This is a genomic window from Shewanella sp. MF05960 (assembly GCF_050849305.1).
GTDB lineage: Bacteria > Pseudomonadota > Gammaproteobacteria > Enterobacterales > Shewanellaceae > Shewanella.
Map to the genome: position 1 here is coordinate 1 of NZ_JBOZPS010000034.1, position 14,480 is coordinate 14,480.

Below are 14,480 nucleotides of genomic sequence, written 5' to 3' on the forward strand. Positions count from 1 at the left end.
GACCTGCTGATCAGTGATTCGTGTTCCCGGCACAGTGAACTCCTCCGTTCTGCTGTACCGAACCTTATCAGATCAACCGGCCAAGATAATTGTCGCTAGACCGGCCACCGTAATTGTCGCTTAATACCGCGTTGTATGGCAAGAAAGAAGACGACTATTCATTCACTCATACGCCTTGTTTAAGCTCTTTTAAACTCTAGATGAGTCATCACTTATCAAAGCGGAATAGGATTTAATAACATTGAAACAAAACTATGTATGAAGGGGTTCTGGCTGTGGTTGAAATATAAGTCATCAAAGATAAAATCAGGGTTATGAATTACATTTCAGGAAAAAGTGTAGGTATAAAAAAACCGAGCCTAGGCTCGGTTTTTAGTTGAGTAATTAAAATTACTCAGCAGCTTCTACTTCAACAGCTTCAGCAGCTTCAGGGCGACCTACTAACTCGATGTAAGCCATTGGGGCTTTATCACCGGCACGTAGGCCACACTTAAGAATACGGGTGTAACCGCCAGGACGATCCTGGAAGCGTGGACCCAATTCAGTAAATAACTTACCTACAACTTCAGCGTCGCGGGTACGAGCGAAAGCTAAACGGCGATTTGCAACGCTGTCAACTTTAGCAAGTGTTATTAGAGGTTCAACTACGCGACGCAGTTCTTTCGCTTTAACAGTAGTTGTCTTGATAATCTCATGACGAACTATTGAACAAGCCATGTTACGAAACATAGCTTGACGATGACTGCTGTTGCGGTTTAGTTGACGACCACTCTTACGATGGCGCATGACCTAATCCTTATAACCTAAATCTGTACTAACCTGAGACTTATAGGTCGTCTGCTAAACTAGCTGGAGGCCAGTTTTCAAGACGCATACCTAACGACAGTCCGCGAGACGCTAAAACATCCTTAATTTCAGTAAGAGACTTCTTACCTAAGTTAGGGGTCTTAAGCAACTCAACTTCAGTGCGTTGTACCAGATCTCCGATGTAATGAATCGCTTCGGCTTTTAAACAGTTAGCCGAACGTACAGTTAGCTCTAAATCGTCGACAGGACGCAGCAAAATCGGATCAAACTCCGGTTTCTCTTCTACAACAGCCTGCTCAGTAACATCACGTAATTCAACAAACGCATCTAGCTGTTCAGCTAAAATTGTTGCAGAACGACGAATTGCTTCCTCAGGATCAATAGTACCATTAGTGGTCATATCAATCACAAGTTTATCTAAGTCAGTACGCTGTTCTACACGAGCAGCTTCAACATTATAAGCAATGCGAGCTACAGGTGAGAATGAAGCATCAACCAACAGGCGACCAATTGGGCGATCGTCGTCTTCAGTTTGTGCACGAGCCGAAGCTGGCACATAACCACGACCACGCTCAACGCGGATACGCATGCTGATATCATTATTACCGGTCAAGTGACAGATAACATGATCAGGATTCATAATGGTAACATCACCATCATGTGTGATATCTGCTGCTGTAACAGGGCCTGTGCCGGACTTGCTTAATGTAAGCAAAGCCTCGTCTTTACCCTCGATAGTCACTGCTAATCCCTTAAGATTAAGCAATATCTCAAGGATATCTTCTTGTACGCCTTCCTTACTGCTGTACTCATGCAGTACTCCGTCAATTTCGACTTCAGTAACTGCACAGCCTGGCATAGACGACAATAGGATGCGACGCAACGCGTTACCTAAGGTATGGCCAAAACCACGTTCGAGTGGCTCTAGTGTAACTTTGGCGCGAGTTGAATTAACCTGCTCAATATCAACGAGACGCGGTTTAAGAAATTCTGTAACAGAACCCTGCATTGTGTCCTCTCTTGTTTGTTAGCTTTACTTAGAGTAAAGCTCGACGATCAGCTGTTCGTTAATATCCGCAGACAAATCGCTACGTTCTGGAACGCGCTTGAAAGCACCTTCCATTTTCGCATTGTCGACTTCTACCCATGTAGGCTTCTCGCGTTGACCAGCCACTTCTAAAGCCGCTTTAATACGAGCTTGAGTACGTGACTTTTCACGGATGCTTACAACATCATTCGCAGACACTTTGAATGACGGAATGTTAACAACACGACCGTTAACCATAACAGATTTATGGCTTACTAGCTGACGTGATTCTGCACGAGTAGAACCGAAACCCATACGATAAACGACGTTATCTAGGCGGACTTCTAAAAGTTGTAATAGGTTTTCACCAGTATTACCTTTTAGACGTGCAGCTTCTTTATAGTAGTTACGGAATTGCTTTTCTAGCACACCGTAAATACGACGAACTTTTTGTTTCTCGCGTAGCTGTAAACCGTACTCAGACAAACGTGGCTTACGTGCGCCATGTTGTCCTGGTGCAGCTTCAAGCTTACACTTCGAATCGATTGCTCTCACACCGCTTTTTAGGAAAAGGTCTGTACCTTCTCTGCGGCTGAGCTTGAGCTTAGGACCCAAGTATCTTGCCATGATCTTTCTCCAACTATCCTATATACGCAGTGTTATACACGACGTTTTTTAGGTGGACGACAGCCATTATGAGGGATAGGCGTCACATCGGTAATGTTAGTTATTTTATAACCAACAGCGTTCAGCGCACGAATGGCTGATTCACGACCTGGACCTGGACCCTTCACGAAAACTTCAAGGTTTTTAACACCGTAGTCTTGAGCAGCAATACCTGCACGCTCAGCAGCTACCTGTGCAGCGAATGGTGTTGATTTACGTGAACCACGGAAACCAGAACCACCTGAGGTAGCCCATGACAACGCATTACCTTGACGATCTGTAATGGTGACAATTGTGTTGTTGAAAGAAGCATGGATATGAGCCATGCCATCTGCAACCTGTTTACGTACGCGCTTACGCGGAGAACGTGACGGAACTTTAGCCATTTTGGTTTACCTTCCCGTTACTTTCTTATTGGTTTACGTGGACCTTTACGCGTACGCGCATTGGTCTTAGTACGTTGCCCACGAAGAGGCAGGCTACGACGATGGCGGAGACCACGATAACAACCAAGGTCCATAAGACGTTTGATGTTCATTGAAATCTCACGACGCAAGTCACCTTCTACAGTGTATTTGGCGACTTCTTCGCGTAGGATATCTATTTGAGCTTCGCTCAATTCCTTGATCTTAGCGTCTTCAGCAATTGAAGTAGATGCGCAGATTGCTCTAGCGCGTGTACGTCCAATACCAAAGATTGCAGTCAATGCAATGACTGTATGCTTTTGATCAGGAATGTTAATGCCAGCGATACGGGCCACTATGCACTCCTTAAAGTTAAAGGCCATCTGCGAAAAGCCCGAAAGGATACTCGACAGACGACAGATTTGCAAACAATATTTTTAGTCAGCCCATTATTGAGCTGACTAAAATTCTTTCTTAGCCTTGACGCTGTTTGTGTTTTGGTTCAACACAGATAACGCGAACAACGCCACTACGCTTGACGATCTTGCAATTACGGCAGATCTTCTTCACGGAAGCTCGAACTTTCATTTCATCACTCCGTCAAAGTAATCTTATTTACCAAAGCGATCTAAGTTCGCTTTGTTCACAAGATTAGCTTTCTTCATCACAGACTCATACTGATGAGACATCATATGGGTCTGAACCTGAGCCATGAAGTCCATGATTACGACTACAATAATTAGTAGTGAAGTACCGCCAAAATAGAACTGTACTTTCCACGCAATTAACATGAACTCCGGAATTAAGCAGATAAAGGTAATGTACAACGCACCCGCTAAGGTTAAACGTGTCATGACTTTATCTATGTAACGCGAAGTCTGTTCTCCGGGACGGATCCCAGGAATGAATGCACCACTCTTTTTCAGATTATCCGCTGTTTCGCGTGGATTGAAAACCAACGCAGTATAGAAGAAACAGAAAAAGATGATTGCTGTCGCGTACAATAATGAATACAGCGGTTGCCCAGGGGACACAGCTAAAGCGAAATCGCTTAACCATGACATAGACTCATTTTGACCAAACCACTGAGCCAGTGTGCCTGGAAACAAAATAATGCTGGATGCAAAAATTGGTGGAATCACACCTGCCATGTTCACTTTTAATGGTAAGTGAGTGCTTTGCGCCGCAAAAACCTTTCGGCCTTGTTGGCGTTTAGCGTAGTTAACGACGATACGACGTTGACCACGTTCCACAAATACCACTAAATAAGTTACAGCAAATACGATTACCGCGAGCAACAGTAGTACTAATACATTCATGTCACCTTGACGAGCTTGCTCGGCTGTTGAGCCGATAGCCGATGGTAAACCTGCAACAATACCTGCGAAAATTAAAATCGAGATACCATTACCAATACCACGTTCGGTAATTTGTTCGCCTAGCCACATTAGGAACATCGTTCCAGTAACTAAACTGACAACAGCAACAAAGTAGAAACCAAATCCAGGATTGGCAACAAGGCCAGGCATGAGATTTGGTAAACCCGTTGCAATACCGATAGATTGCAATGTACCCAACACAAGTGTGCCATATCGAGTATATTGACTGATTTTTTTACGTCCTGATTCGCCTTCTTTTTTCAATTCAGCTAGTGCAGGATGCACAACAGTCAATAACTGCATGATAATAGATGCCGAAATATACGGCATTATACCTAATGCGAAGATAGAAGCACGCTCTAAAGCACCACCCGAGAACATGTTAAACATGCCAAGGATGGTATCTTTCTGCTGAGCAAAAAGCTCTGCTAATACAGCTGCGTCAATACCAGGAATTGGCACGAACGAACCGGCTCTAAAGACGATAATCGCACCAATCACGAACAGAAGACGAGTTTTCAGTTCAGAGAAACCGCCTTTCGCGCTTTTTAAATCAAGTCCTGGTTTTGCCATCGACGTATTATTCCTCGATCTTGCCACCGGCAGCTTCAATAGCTGCACGAGCACCTTTGGTTACCTTTAGACCTTTTACAGTCACTGGGCGGTCAATGGTACCTGAAAGAACGATTTTCGCAAACTGGATGTTGCGAGTAATAACGTTCGCATCTTTCAGTGCATTCAAATCGACAACATCACCGTTAACTTTTGCTAGTTCGAGTAAACGAACTTCAGCTGTTACCAAAGCGCGACGCGAGGTAAAACCAAACTTAGGTAGACGGATCTTAAGTGGCATTTGACCACCTTCAAAACCGACGCGAACGCCGCCGCCTGAACGAGACTTCTGACCTTTATGGCCGCGACCCGCTGTTTTACCTAAACCTGAACCAATACCACGGCCTACACGCTTAGGAGCAGATTTAGAACCTGCTGCTGGAGATAGAGTATTTAGACGCATTATCTTATTCCTCCACCGAAACCATGTAGTACACCTTATTGATCATACCGCGAACTGAAGGAGTATCTTCAACTTCAACAGTGTGACCAATACGACGCAGACCTAAACCGGTTAGGGTAGCACGGTGTTTTGGTAAACGACCGATGCTGCTTTTAGTCTGTGTTACTTTTAAAGTTTTAGTAGCCATGGTGCATTACCCCCGAATTTCATCAACATTCAGGCCACGTTTTGCTGCGATTTGAGCTGGTGACTTCATGTGCACCAACGCATCGACAGTTGCGCGAACGATGTTGATCGGGTTAGTAGAACCGTATGCTTTTGACAGAACGTTATGAACGCCTGCAACTTCTAATACGGCACGCATTGCGCCACCGGCAATAATACCGGTACCCTGTGATGCTGGTTGCATATAAACTTTTGAACCAGTATGGCGACCTTTAACTGGGTGATGCAAAGTACCTGCATTCAACTCCACGGTTACCATGTTACGACGGGCTTTTTCCATTGCTTTTTGAATAGCAGCTGGAACTTCACGCGCTTTTCCATAGCCATAGCCGATCTTACCGTTACCGTCACCCACTACTGTTAGTGCTGTGAAGCTAAAGATACGACCGCCCTTAACGACTTTAGAAACACGATTAACTGCAATCAATTTCTCTTGCAGATCGTCTTTTTGCTGAGCTTCTAATTTAGCCATTTTATAACCCCTTAGAATTTCAGGCCAGCTTCACGAGCGGCATCTGCAAGAGCAGCTACACGGCCATGATACTTGAATCCAGAACGGTCGAACGCAACAATAGCTACGCCCTTCTCGATCGCACGCTCAGCAACAGTTTTACCCACTGCTTTGGCCGCATCTACGTTTCCGGTACTCTTTAGTTGCTCTTTAACTGTTTTTTCAACAGTTGACGCAGCAGCTAACACCTTAAATTCAGGACTGATCACCTGAGCATAGATGTGACGCGGTGTACGATGTACAACCAGACGGTTCACGCCTAGCTCTTGGATCTTCTTACGTGCACGTAACGCGCGACGTAAGCGAGATGTTTTCTTATCCATATCGCGTTACCTACTTCTTCTTAGCCTCTTTACGGCGTACAACTTCGTCGTCATAGCGAACACCTTTGCCTTTGTAAGGCTCTGGTGGACGATAGCCACGAATGTTGGCTGCAGTTTGACCTACTAACTGTTTATCAACGCCTGTTAGGACGATTTCAGTTTGACTAGGACATTCAGCAGTTACGCCTGCGGGAAGTTTGTGTACTAATGGATGTGAAAAACCTAATGTAAGGTCTAAGTCGCTACCAGCAATCTTTGCACGGTAACCAACGCCAACCAATTTAAGTTTTTTCACAAAACCTTGAGATACACCAACAATCATATTGTTTACAAGTGCACGAGTAGTACCAGCCTGTGCCCAAGCGTCAGAAACGCCTTCAACAGGTAGGAACTTTATTAGTGCATCTTCAATAACAACATTAACCGCATTATTGATTACTCGAGTCAGACTTCCTTTACCGCCTTTGACGGTTAAAATCTGTTCGCTTATAGTCACCTCTACGCCAGCAGGGATAGTGACTGGTGCCTTTGCAACACGAGACATTACTAACTCCTTACGCTACGTAGCAGATAACCTCGCCACCCGAGCCAAATTGGCGGGCGGCACGATCAGTCATCAAGCCTTGAGAAGTGGACACAATTGCGATACCCAGACCGCCCATAACCTTTGGAAGTTCGTCTTTACCTTTGTAAATACGAAGACCAGGACGGCTTACGCGCTGGATAGTCTCAACGACTGGTTTGCCTTGAAAATACTTTAATGTAATTTCTAATTCAGGCTTAGCTTCATCTGCTACGGCGTAGTCAGTAATGAAACCTTCATCTTTAAGTAATTTCGCGATTGCTACTTTTAACTTAGCTGAAGGCATCTTTACAGATACGTGGTTAGCAGCTTGGCCGTTACGAATACGGGTTAACATATCCGCAATAGGATCTTGCATGCTCATATTAGCTTACTCCGTGACAAGTGCTTACCAGCTGGCCTTACGTAGACCAGGAACTTCACCGCGCATAGTTGCTTCACGTAATTTAATACGGCTTAAGCCGAATTTACGTAAAACGCCATGTGGGCGACCAGTTTGATTACAGCGATTGCGTTGACGCGATGCGCTTGAATCACGTGGTAGTGCTTGCAACTTAAGCACAGCATCCCAACGATCTTCGTCAGAAGACTCTGGGTTACTGATAGTAGCTTTAAGTGCTAGACGCTTCTCAGCGAACTTAGCTACGAGCTGCGCACGTTTTGCTTCACGTGCTTTCATAGATGTTTTAGCCATTATGCTACCCTTATTTCTTAAATGGGAAGTTAAAAGCGGTCAACAAAGCACGACCTTCTTCGTCATTCTTCGCAGTGGTAGTGATAACAATATCCATACCGCGAATTTTATCGATTTTATCGTAATCGATTTCTGGGAAGATGATCTGCTCTTTCACACCCATTGCGTAGTTACCACGGCCGTCAAACGCTTTAGCGCTTAAGCCACGGAAGTCACGAATACGTGGAATTGCAATGTCAACTAGACGCTCTAAAAATTCCCACATACGCTCACCGCGTAGGGTAACTTTACAGCCAATAGGGTAGCCTTCACGGATTTTAAAACCAGCAACTGATTTACGAGCAACAGTTACAATTGGTTTTTGACCAGCGATTGCAGTCATGTCACGAAGCGCATGCTCCATAACTTTCTTATCTGCAACAGCTTCGCCAACACCCATATTAAGGGTGATTTTCTCAATCCGAGGGACTTGCATGACACTGCTATAACCGAACTTTTTAGCTAGTTCAGCGACCACAGTCTCTTGATATTTATCATGCAGTTTCGCCATCGTTTACTCCAAATTACTTAACGAGTTCGCTGTTCGACTTAAAGAAACGGACTTTTTTACCGTCTTCAAATCGGAAACCAACACGATCCGCCTTGCCTGTGGCTTGGTTAAAGATCGCAACGTTTGATGCTTGTATCGGTGCTTCTTTCTCGATAACGCCGCCAGTCACGCCCAATTGTGGGTTTGGCTTCTGGTGCTTTTTAACTAGATTGATGCCTTCAACAATTAATTTACCAGTAGGTAGAACTTGAGAAACCTTAGCGCGTTTACCCTTGTCTTTACCTGCTAATATTACTACTTCGTCTTCACGACGGATTTTAGCTGCCATTTTGAAGCTCCTTACAGTACTTCTGGTGCCAGCGAGACAATTTTCATGAATTTATCATTACGCAATTCACGTGTCACTGGGCCAAAGATACGAGTACCAATCGGTGCAAGGTTTGCGTTAAGCAATACCGCTGCATTCCGATCGAAGCGAATGACAGAACCGTCTGGACGACGTACGCCTTTCTTAGTACGGACTACCACCGCGTTATATACATCACCTTTCTTCGCTTTAGCGCGAGGAATTGCTTCTTTAACAGAAACTTTAATGATGTCGCCGATACCGGCATAACGACGATGAGAGCCACCCAAGACCTTAATACACTGAACTCTGCGTGCGCCGCTGTTACATGCGACGTCTAGAGTCGATTGCATTTGGATCATTTCAAGTGCTCCGCTATCGTTACTACACAATCCCACTATGGGAGTATATTTTGAACCAAATTTAAGCAATAATTTACTCAAAAATGGCGCGCAAGTATAACACCACATTTTGCGAATGCATAGCAAAAAAAACAAACGGCCCCAAATTCTGGAGCCGTTTACGTTAACCTAATAAAATTAGGCTTTTGTTACTACTTCAGCTAGTGTCCAAGACTTAGTCTTAGATAGAGGACGACACTGACTAATTGTCACGATGTCACCTTCATTACACTGATTAGTTTCGTCATGTGCATGGATCTTAGTTGTACGCTTAATGTACTTCCCATAAATAGGGTGTTTCACTTGGCGTTCAATAGCAACAGTGATAGATTTTTCCATCTTGTTGCTTACAACTTTACCTTGCAAAGTACGGGTTTTATCAGACATTACGCACCTGCCTTAGAAGTAATAATGGTCTTAACACGTGCAATGTTACGACGCACTAGTTTCAATTGATTCGTTTGAGTCAATTGACCAGTAGCGTGTTGCATACGCAGGTTAAACTGCTCACGCAGCAGACCAAGTAATTCAGCGTTAAGTTCTTCAACGCTCTTTTCTCTTAGTTCGCTCGCTTTCATTACATCACCGTCTTAGTTACGAAGGTAGTCTTTAAAGGAAGTTTGGCAGAAGCCAAAGCGAAGGCTTCACGAGCCAAAGCTTCAGGTACACCACCCATCTCATAAAGAACCTTACCAGGTTGAATCTGACATACCCAGTATTCAACGTTACCTTTACCTTTACCCATACGCACTTCAAGAGGCTTAGAGGTAATTGGCTTGTCAGGGAAAACTCGAATCCAAATTTGTCCTTGACGTTTAACATGACGTGTCATGGCACGACGTGCAGATTCAATTTGACGTGCAGTTAAACGGCCACGGCCGACTGCTTTCAAACCGAAAGTACCAAAGCTAACTTCAGTACCGTTCGCTAGACCACGGTTGCGGCCCTTGAACATCTTGCGAAACTTCATACGTTTAGGTTGCAGCATAAAAGTTTCTCCTATTTACCACGAGGCTTACGCTTAGGTTGCTGCTTTGGCTCTTCAATAGCAGGTATTAAACCGTCTAGAACTTCGCCTTTGAAGATCCAAACTTTAATACCAATCACACCATATTGCGTGTGACTTTCTGCAGTTGAGTAGTCGATATCAGCACGTAATGTATGTAAAGGTACACGACCTTCACGATACCATTCAGCACGTGCGATTTCAGCGCCACCTAAACGGCCGCTCACTTGAACTTTGATACCTTGAGCACCAATGCGCATTGCGTTTTGAACTGCGCGCTTCATAGCACGACGGAACATAACACGACGTTCTAATTGCTGAGCAATAGAGTCAGCAACTAACTTAGCGTCTAGTTCAGGTTTACGGATTTCAGCGATGTTGATTTGAGCAGTAGTGCCTGTGATTTTAGACACATGTGCACGTAATACTTCAACGTCTTCACCTTTCTTACCAATCACAACACCTGGACGGGCAGTGTGAATCGTAACGCGGATGCTTTTCGCTGGGCGTTCGATAACAATCTTAGATACTGATGCGGCTTTTAACTTTGCAGTTAAATATTGACGCACTTCCCAGTCGCTGTTCAGATTATTTGCATAATCTGATTTATCGGCGTACCAGGTAGAGATCCAAGGCTTGGTGATACCCAGACGGATACCATTAGGATGTACTTTCTGTCCCATTGCTCTCTTCTCCTAGCGATCTGCTACAACCACAGTGATGTGGCTGGTACGCTTCATGATACGATCAGCGCGGCCTTTGGCACGTGGCATGATACGCTTCATTGTTGGGCCTTCATCTACGAAGACGGCTCCAACTTTAAGCTCATCAATATCCGCACCTTCGTTGTGTTCGGCGTTTGCGATAGCTGAGTCAAGTACTTTCTTAACCAGTACGGCGGCTTTCTTTGGGCTGAACGTCAAAATCTCGAGGGCCTTAGAAACTGGCAATCCGCGAATCTGATCAGCAACTAGACGGGCCTTCTGCGCAGACGTACGAGCAAAACGATGTTTAGCTAAAACTTCCATCTTATTCCTCCCGTATTAACGCTTCTTCGCTTTCTTATCTGCAGCATGGCCGCGATAAGTGCGAGTTGGTGAAAATTCACCAAGCTTGTGGCCGATCATCTCGTCAGTTACGAACACAGGTACGTGCTGACGACCATTATGGACAGCGATGGTCAACCCAATCATATTAGGGATGATCATTGAGCGGCGAGACCAAGTTTTAATTGGCTTTTTATCTCCCGCTTCCATCGCTTTCTCTACCTTCTTCAGCAAGTGCAGGTCAATGAAGGGACCTTTCTTGAGAGAACGTGGCATGGCGAATCCTCTTACTTATTTATTACGACGACGTACGATGTACTTGTCAGTGCGCTTGTTACTACGAGTTTTATAACCCTTAGTTGGCACACCCCATGGACTCACTGGATGACGTCCACCAGAAGTACGGCCTTCACCACCACCATGTGGATGGTCTACTGGGTTCATTGCAACACCACGCACTGTAGGGCGTATGCCTCTCCAGCGCTTAGCACCTGCTTTGCCTAACTGGCGTAGCATGTGTTCGGCATTACCAACTTCACCAAATGTCGCGCGGCAATCTACTGGAACTTTACGCATTTCGCCAGAGCGAAGACGTAGAGTTGCGTAGGCACCATCACGAGCAACAACTTGCACATAAGCACCAGCTGAACGTGCGATCTGAGCGCCTTTACCAGGCTTCATTTCAACAGCGTGTACAACTGAACCGACAGGAATGTTGCGTAACGGCATAGCGTTACCAGTCTTGATTTCTGCATCCAAACCAGATTTGATTGGGTCGCCAGCTTTCATGCCTTTAGCAGCAAGAATATAACGACGTTCACCATCTGCATACAGTACTAACGCAATGTGCGCTGTACGGTTTGGATCGTATTCAAGACGTTCAACTTTCGCAGGGATACCATCTTTATCGCGTTTAAAGTCGATTAAACGATAGTGCTGCTTATGTCCACCACCTACGTGGCGTACAGTGATACGACCAGTATTGTTACGGCCACCACTTTTGGTTTTTCTCGCCAACAGGCCAGCAAAAGGTTTACCCTTATGCAGGTCCGTATTCACCACTTTAACTACGTGGCGACGACCTGGAGAGGTTGGCTTACACTTAATAACTGCCATGATAATTCTCCTATGCTTACTCAGCGCCGCCGACGAAATCGATGTCAGCACCCGCAGCTAAAGTTACATAAGCTTTTTTCCAATCGCTACGACGACCTACACGGCCACCGGTACGTTTGGTTTTGCCTTTGTTAACTAAAGTACGAACTGAATCTACTTCAACTTCAAATAGCTTCGCTACTGCAGCTTTGATCTCTGCTTTAGTCGCATCGATTGCTACGCGGAAAACTACAGTGTTGTTCTTCTCAGCGACTACAGTACTCTTTTCAGAGATATGTGGAGCTAGAATCACTTTTAGCAAACGTTCTTCGCGGATCATGCTAGCATCTCCTCGATTTGCTTCACTGCATCAGCAGTAACAAGAACAGTGTTGAACGCAATTAGACTAACTGGATCTAGACCCGCTACGTCACGTACGTCAACTTTGTATAAGTTGCGAGCTGCTAAGAATAAATTCTCATCAACTTCAGCTGTAACAATTAGAACGTCTTCTAAGTTCATTGCTGCTAATTTAGCTTTAAGCTCTTTAGTTTTAGGAGCTTCAACACTAAATGATTCAACAACAACTAAACGCTCTTGACGTACCAATTCAGACAGAATGCTCTTAAGAGCACCACGGTACATCTTCTTGTTAACTTTTTGGCTGTGATCTTGGGTTTTAGCAGCGAATGTTACGCCACCGCCACGCCAGATTGGGCCTTTAACACTACCGGCACGAGCGCGGCCTGTGCCTTTCTGGCGCCATGGTTTTTTACCAGAGCCAGTTACTTCCGCACGAGTCTTTTGAGCACGAGTGCCCTGACGTGCGTTTGCAGCGTAAGCTACAACTACCTGATGAACCAGTGCCTCGTTAAAGTCACGGCCGAAGGTAGTTTCGGAAACTTCAAGAGCGCTTTGCGCGTCTTTCAATACCAATTCCATTACTATCTCCTCAGACCTAAGCTTTAACTGCAGGCTTAATGATTAGATCACCATTGGTAGCGCCTGGAACTGCGCCGCGTACTAATAACAAGTTACGCTCTGCATCAACACGTACAACGTGTAGATTTTGAGTAGTTACTTGCTCAGCACCCATATGACCTGACATTTTTTTGCCTTTGAATACACGACCAGGCGTTTGGTTCTGACCAATAGAACCGTTCGCGCGGTGCGCCAATGAGTTACCGTGAGTCGCATCTTGAGTACGGAAGTTCCAGCGTTTAATACCGCCTTGGAAGCCCTTACCTTTTGATTGACCAGTAACATCTACTTTCACAACTTCTGCGAAAATATCAACATTAAGCTCAGCACCAACTTCAATGCCTTCGCCTTCACCATCTGCTAAACGCAATTCCCATAAACCACGACCGGCTTCTACGCCGCCCTTGGCAAAATGACCTGCTTCTGCTTTGGTGATGCGATTGGCTTTTTTGGTACCAGTAGTCACTTGAAGTGCGCGGTAGCCGTCAGTTTCTAAAGTTTTCACTTGAGTAACGCGGTTGCCAGCAATTTCAATTACTGTTACAGGGATTGACGTACCATCTTCTGTGAAGATGCGAGTCATACCCACTTTACGACCAATAAGACCGATAGCCATCTCTCAAACCTCTTCTAAGGATCTCAATTAACCTAAGCTAATCTGAACGTCGACACCAGCCGCAAGATCTAAACGCATTAATGCGTCTACAGTCTTTTCTGTTGGCTCTACGATGTCAACTAAACGCTTGTGGGTACGAATTTCGTACTGATCACGTGCATCTTTATTAACGTGCGGAGAGATCAAAACGGTATAACGCTCTTTGCGTGTTGGTAGTGGAATAGGTCCACGTACCTGCGCGCCTGTACGCTTAGCAGTTTCAACGATTTCCGCTGTAGACTGATCAATCAAACGATGATCAAAGCCTTTCAAGCGGATACGGATTCTTTGGTTCTGCATTGACCAGAGCTCCTAAAATGGACACATAAAAAATCACCCTCTAGCTTTTTCCTTTCTGGAAAAGCAGAGCGAGATGATTTAACCGTTCGACTCCCAATCGGAGTCGCTATGAATATGAATAACCTAAAAGGTTAGACAAATATTTTCGCTGCACATGTCAGCGAGAGGGCAATTATACAGATCTTCTATTGGAGATCAAGCCCATTGTGTAAATAGTCTTCAGAAAGTCTTTTCACAATCAATTGCGGCGCATTTTACACAATTTATGCGTTTATGCTAGCAGATTGTCTGATTTATTCCTAAAAACAAAAAAGGAAGCCGAAGCTTCCTTTTTCAGTATTCACTAAAGTCGCTATTACGCGATGATTTTAGCTACTACACCAGCACCAACTGTACGGCCACCTTCACGGATAGCGAAACGTAAACCGTCGTCCATCGCGATTGGGTAAATCAGGGTAACTACCAT

General features: G+C 44.9%; 29 protein-coding genes. All 29 read right to left on the reverse strand.

Going from position 1 to position 14,480, the window contains the following annotated elements:
* Window positions 1-390: 390 nt before the first annotated feature.
* Window positions 391-786, reverse strand: coding sequence for a 50S ribosomal protein L17 (gene rplQ, locus ACROAE_RS19910; protein ID WP_432405844.1), 396 nt, complete (start codon window positions 784-786; stop codon window positions 391-393).
* A 40-nt stretch (window positions 787-826) separates the two neighbouring features.
* Window positions 827-1,816, reverse strand: coding sequence for a DNA-directed RNA polymerase subunit alpha (locus tag ACROAE_RS19915; protein WP_160056417.1), 990 nt, complete (start codon window positions 1,814-1,816; stop codon window positions 827-829).
* 24 nt (window positions 1,817-1,840) lie between these two features.
* Window positions 1,841-2,461, reverse strand: coding sequence for a 30S ribosomal protein S4 (rpsD, locus tag ACROAE_RS19920; RefSeq protein WP_432405849.1), 621 nt, complete (start codon window positions 2,459-2,461; stop codon window positions 1,841-1,843).
* A 32-nt stretch (window positions 2,462-2,493) separates the two neighbouring features.
* Window positions 2,494-2,886: a 30S ribosomal protein S11 gene (gene rpsK, locus ACROAE_RS19925; RefSeq protein ID WP_011635661.1), complete on the reverse strand. Its 393-nt coding sequence runs from the start codon at window positions 2,884-2,886 to the stop codon at window positions 2,494-2,496.
* A gap of 17 nt (window positions 2,887-2,903) precedes the next feature.
* Window positions 2,904-3,260, reverse strand: coding sequence for a 30S ribosomal protein S13 (gene rpsM, locus ACROAE_RS19930; RefSeq protein ID WP_011635660.1), 357 nt, complete (start codon window positions 3,258-3,260; stop codon window positions 2,904-2,906).
* A gap of 118 nt (window positions 3,261-3,378) precedes the next feature.
* The gene (rpmJ, locus tag ACROAE_RS19935; protein WP_006083579.1) at window positions 3,379-3,492 is read right to left on the reverse strand and encodes a 50S ribosomal protein L36; all 114 of its coding nucleotides are present in this window, start codon (window positions 3,490-3,492) and stop codon (window positions 3,379-3,381) included.
* 23 nt (window positions 3,493-3,515) lie between these two features.
* Window positions 3,516-4,856, reverse strand: a complete 1,341-nt coding sequence (gene secY, locus ACROAE_RS19940; protein ID WP_188926897.1) for a preprotein translocase subunit SecY — start codon at window positions 4,854-4,856, stop codon at window positions 3,516-3,518.
* 7 nt (window positions 4,857-4,863) lie between these two features.
* Window positions 4,864-5,298 carry a 50S ribosomal protein L15 gene (gene rplO / locus ACROAE_RS19945; RefSeq protein ID WP_011635657.1) on the reverse strand — a complete coding sequence of 145 codons (435 nt, stop codon included), beginning with the start codon at window positions 5,296-5,298 and terminating at the stop codon, window positions 4,864-4,866.
* 4 nt (window positions 5,299-5,302) lie between these two features.
* Window positions 5,303-5,485: a 50S ribosomal protein L30 gene (gene rpmD, locus ACROAE_RS19950; RefSeq protein WP_137224586.1), complete on the reverse strand. Its 183-nt coding sequence runs from the start codon at window positions 5,483-5,485 to the stop codon at window positions 5,303-5,305.
* Between the two features lie 6 nt (window positions 5,486-5,491).
* Complete coding sequence (gene rpsE / locus ACROAE_RS19955; RefSeq protein WP_011494651.1) at window positions 5,492-5,995, reverse strand: 30S ribosomal protein S5; 504 nt, start codon at window positions 5,993-5,995, stop codon at window positions 5,492-5,494.
* Window positions 5,996-6,006: 11 nt separating this feature from the next.
* Window positions 6,007-6,357 (reverse strand): 50S ribosomal protein L18, encoded by a 351-nt coding sequence (gene rplR / locus ACROAE_RS19960; RefSeq protein WP_432405856.1) that lies wholly within the window; start codon window positions 6,355-6,357, stop codon window positions 6,007-6,009.
* A gap of 10 nt (window positions 6,358-6,367) precedes the next feature.
* Complete coding sequence (gene rplF / locus ACROAE_RS19965; RefSeq protein ID WP_432405860.1) at window positions 6,368-6,901, reverse strand: 50S ribosomal protein L6; 534 nt, start codon at window positions 6,899-6,901, stop codon at window positions 6,368-6,370.
* 10 nt (window positions 6,902-6,911) lie between these two features.
* Complete coding sequence (gene rpsH, locus ACROAE_RS19970) at window positions 6,912-7,304, reverse strand: 30S ribosomal protein S8 (RefSeq protein WP_432405866.1); 393 nt, start codon at window positions 7,302-7,304, stop codon at window positions 6,912-6,914.
* A 24-nt stretch (window positions 7,305-7,328) separates the two neighbouring features.
* On the reverse strand, window positions 7,329-7,634 hold the full coding sequence (gene rpsN / locus ACROAE_RS19975; RefSeq protein ID WP_432405868.1) for a 30S ribosomal protein S14: 306 nt from the start codon (window positions 7,632-7,634) through the stop codon (window positions 7,329-7,331).
* Window positions 7,635-7,644: 10 nt separating this feature from the next.
* On the reverse strand, window positions 7,645-8,184 hold the full coding sequence (gene rplE, locus ACROAE_RS19980; RefSeq protein ID WP_261299974.1) for a 50S ribosomal protein L5: 540 nt from the start codon (window positions 8,182-8,184) through the stop codon (window positions 7,645-7,647).
* 13 nt (window positions 8,185-8,197) lie between these two features.
* Window positions 8,198-8,512: a 50S ribosomal protein L24 gene (gene rplX, locus ACROAE_RS19985; protein WP_432405872.1), complete on the reverse strand. Its 315-nt coding sequence runs from the start codon at window positions 8,510-8,512 to the stop codon at window positions 8,198-8,200.
* A gap of 11 nt (window positions 8,513-8,523) precedes the next feature.
* Entirely contained in the window at window positions 8,524-8,892 is a 369-nt protein-coding gene (gene rplN, locus ACROAE_RS19990) for a 50S ribosomal protein L14 (RefSeq protein WP_011635649.1), read from the reverse strand.
* A 177-nt stretch (window positions 8,893-9,069) separates the two neighbouring features.
* On the reverse strand, window positions 9,070-9,318 hold the full coding sequence (gene rpsQ / locus ACROAE_RS19995) for a 30S ribosomal protein S17 (RefSeq protein WP_432405876.1): 249 nt from the start codon (window positions 9,316-9,318) through the stop codon (window positions 9,070-9,072).
* Window positions 9,318-9,509 carry a 50S ribosomal protein L29 gene (gene rpmC, locus ACROAE_RS20000; protein WP_006083592.1) on the reverse strand — a complete coding sequence of 64 codons (192 nt, stop codon included), beginning with the start codon at window positions 9,507-9,509 and terminating at the stop codon, window positions 9,318-9,320. Before rpmC ends, rpsQ begins: the two co-directional genes overlap by 1 nt.
* Window positions 9,509-9,919 carry a 50S ribosomal protein L16 gene (gene rplP, locus ACROAE_RS20005; protein ID WP_188959293.1) on the reverse strand — a complete coding sequence of 137 codons (411 nt, stop codon included), beginning with the start codon at window positions 9,917-9,919 and terminating at the stop codon, window positions 9,509-9,511. The genes rpmC and rplP overlap by 1 nt, the downstream gene beginning before the upstream one ends.
* An 11-nt stretch (window positions 9,920-9,930) precedes the next feature.
* Window positions 9,931-10,620 carry a 30S ribosomal protein S3 gene (gene rpsC / locus ACROAE_RS20010; protein ID WP_432405883.1) on the reverse strand — a complete coding sequence of 230 codons (690 nt, stop codon included), beginning with the start codon at window positions 10,618-10,620 and terminating at the stop codon, window positions 9,931-9,933.
* 12 nt (window positions 10,621-10,632) lie between these two features.
* Window positions 10,633-10,965, reverse strand: a complete 333-nt coding sequence (gene rplV, locus ACROAE_RS20015; protein ID WP_011635644.1) for a 50S ribosomal protein L22 — start codon at window positions 10,963-10,965, stop codon at window positions 10,633-10,635.
* A 15-nt stretch (window positions 10,966-10,980) separates the two neighbouring features.
* Window positions 10,981-11,259: a 30S ribosomal protein S19 gene (gene rpsS, locus ACROAE_RS20020; RefSeq protein WP_006083596.1), complete on the reverse strand. Its 279-nt coding sequence runs from the start codon at window positions 11,257-11,259 to the stop codon at window positions 10,981-10,983.
* A 15-nt stretch (window positions 11,260-11,274) separates the two neighbouring features.
* Window positions 11,275-12,099, reverse strand: coding sequence for a 50S ribosomal protein L2 (gene rplB, locus ACROAE_RS20025; protein WP_188959288.1), 825 nt, complete (start codon window positions 12,097-12,099; stop codon window positions 11,275-11,277).
* A 16-nt stretch (window positions 12,100-12,115) separates the two neighbouring features.
* A complete protein-coding gene (gene rplW / locus ACROAE_RS20030) occupies window positions 12,116-12,418 on the reverse strand; it encodes a 50S ribosomal protein L23 (RefSeq protein ID WP_124729276.1) in 303 nt (100 codons plus the stop codon).
* The gene (rplD, locus tag ACROAE_RS20035; RefSeq protein ID WP_160056445.1) at window positions 12,415-13,020 is read right to left on the reverse strand and encodes a 50S ribosomal protein L4; all 606 of its coding nucleotides are present in this window, start codon (window positions 13,018-13,020) and stop codon (window positions 12,415-12,417) included. The genes rplW and rplD overlap by 4 nt, the downstream gene beginning before the upstream one ends.
* 16 nt (window positions 13,021-13,036) lie before the next feature.
* The gene (rplC, locus tag ACROAE_RS20040) at window positions 13,037-13,675 is read right to left on the reverse strand and encodes a 50S ribosomal protein L3 (RefSeq protein WP_188959286.1); all 639 of its coding nucleotides are present in this window, start codon (window positions 13,673-13,675) and stop codon (window positions 13,037-13,039) included.
* 27 nt (window positions 13,676-13,702) lie between these two features.
* A complete protein-coding gene (gene rpsJ / locus ACROAE_RS20045) occupies window positions 13,703-14,014 on the reverse strand; it encodes a 30S ribosomal protein S10 (RefSeq protein WP_011635639.1) in 312 nt (103 codons plus the stop codon).
* 355 nt (window positions 14,015-14,369) lie between these two features.
* The coding region (locus tag ACROAE_RS20050) for a hypothetical protein (RefSeq protein WP_432405835.1) at window positions 14,370-14,480 on the reverse strand (111 nt) is incomplete at its 5' end.

What these genes read in the sequence shown, in the direction of transcription:
- rpsJ (WP_011635639.1), bottom strand. Translation starts at nt 14,014, where the DNA reads ATGCAGAACCAAAGAATCCGTATCCGCTTGAAAGGCTTTGATCATCGT.
- rpmJ (WP_006083579.1), bottom strand. Translation starts at nt 3,492, where the DNA reads ATGAAAGTTCGAGCTTCCGTGAAGAAGATCTGCCGTAATTGCAAGATC.
- rpsQ (WP_432405876.1), bottom strand. Translation starts at nt 9,318, where the DNA reads ATGTCTGATAAAACCCGTACTTTGCAAGGTAAAGTTGTAAGCAACAAG.
- secY (WP_188926897.1), bottom strand. Translation starts at nt 4,856, where the DNA reads ATGGCAAAACCAGGACTTGATTTAAAAAGCGCGAAAGGCGGTTTCTCT.
- rplR (WP_432405856.1), bottom strand. Translation starts at nt 6,357, where the DNA reads ATGGATAAGAAAACATCTCGCTTACGTCGCGCGTTACGTGCACGTAAG.
- rplX (WP_432405872.1), bottom strand. Translation starts at nt 8,512, where the DNA reads ATGGCAGCTAAAATCCGTCGTGAAGACGAAGTAGTAATATTAGCAGGT.
- rpsK (WP_011635661.1), bottom strand. Translation starts at nt 2,886, where the DNA reads ATGGCTAAAGTTCCGTCACGTTCTCCGCGTAAGCGCGTACGTAAACAG.
- rpmC (WP_006083592.1), bottom strand. Translation starts at nt 9,509, where the DNA reads ATGAAAGCGAGCGAACTAAGAGAAAAGAGCGTTGAAGAACTTAACGCT.
- rplB (WP_188959288.1), bottom strand. Translation starts at nt 12,099, where the DNA reads ATGGCAGTTATTAAGTGTAAGCCAACCTCTCCAGGTCGTCGCCACGTA.
- rpsD (WP_432405849.1), bottom strand. Translation starts at nt 2,461, where the DNA reads ATGGCAAGATACTTGGGTCCTAAGCTCAAGCTCAGCCGCAGAGAAGGT.
- rplD (WP_160056445.1), bottom strand. Translation starts at nt 13,020, where the DNA reads ATGGAATTGGTATTGAAAGACGCGCAAAGCGCTCTTGAAGTTTCCGAA.
- rplC (WP_188959286.1), bottom strand. Translation starts at nt 13,675, where the DNA reads ATGGCTATCGGTCTTATTGGTCGTAAAGTGGGTATGACTCGCATCTTC.
- rplN (WP_011635649.1), bottom strand. Translation starts at nt 8,892, where the DNA reads ATGATCCAAATGCAATCGACTCTAGACGTCGCATGTAACAGCGGCGCA.
- rpsN (WP_432405868.1), bottom strand. Translation starts at nt 7,634, where the DNA reads ATGGCTAAAACATCTATGAAAGCACGTGAAGCAAAACGTGCGCAGCTC.
- rpsH (WP_432405866.1), bottom strand. Translation starts at nt 7,304, where the DNA reads ATGAGCATGCAAGATCCTATTGCGGATATGTTAACCCGTATTCGTAAC.
- rplV (WP_011635644.1), bottom strand. Translation starts at nt 10,965, where the DNA reads ATGGAAGTTTTAGCTAAACATCGTTTTGCTCGTACGTCTGCGCAGAAG.
- rplO (WP_011635657.1), bottom strand. Translation starts at nt 5,298, where the DNA reads ATGCGTCTAAATACTCTATCTCCAGCAGCAGGTTCTAAATCTGCTCCT.
- ACROAE_RS19915 (WP_160056417.1), bottom strand. Translation starts at nt 1,816, where the DNA reads ATGCAGGGTTCTGTTACAGAATTTCTTAAACCGCGTCTCGTTGATATT.
- rpsC (WP_432405883.1), bottom strand. Translation starts at nt 10,620, where the DNA reads ATGGGACAGAAAGTACATCCTAATGGTATCCGTCTGGGTATCACCAAG.
- rpsE (WP_011494651.1), bottom strand. Translation starts at nt 5,995, where the DNA reads ATGGCTAAATTAGAAGCTCAGCAAAAAGACGATCTGCAAGAGAAATTG.
- rplE (WP_261299974.1), bottom strand. Translation starts at nt 8,184, where the DNA reads ATGGCGAAACTGCATGATAAATATCAAGAGACTGTGGTCGCTGAACTA.
- rpsS (WP_006083596.1), bottom strand. Translation starts at nt 11,259, where the DNA reads ATGCCACGTTCTCTCAAGAAAGGTCCCTTCATTGACCTGCACTTGCTG.
- rplQ (WP_432405844.1), bottom strand. Translation starts at nt 786, where the DNA reads ATGCGCCATCGTAAGAGTGGTCGTCAACTAAACCGCAACAGCAGTCAT.
- rplW (WP_124729276.1), bottom strand. Translation starts at nt 12,418, where the DNA reads ATGATCCGCGAAGAACGTTTGCTAAAAGTGATTCTAGCTCCACATATC.
- rpmD (WP_137224586.1), bottom strand. Translation starts at nt 5,485, where the DNA reads ATGGCTACTAAAACTTTAAAAGTAACACAGACTAAAAGCAGCATCGGT.
- rplP (WP_188959293.1), bottom strand. Translation starts at nt 9,919, where the DNA reads ATGCTGCAACCTAAACGTATGAAGTTTCGCAAGATGTTCAAGGGCCGC.
- rplF (WP_432405860.1), bottom strand. Translation starts at nt 6,901, where the DNA reads ATGTCTCGTGTTGCAAAGGCACCAGTCACTATCCCTGCTGGCGTAGAG.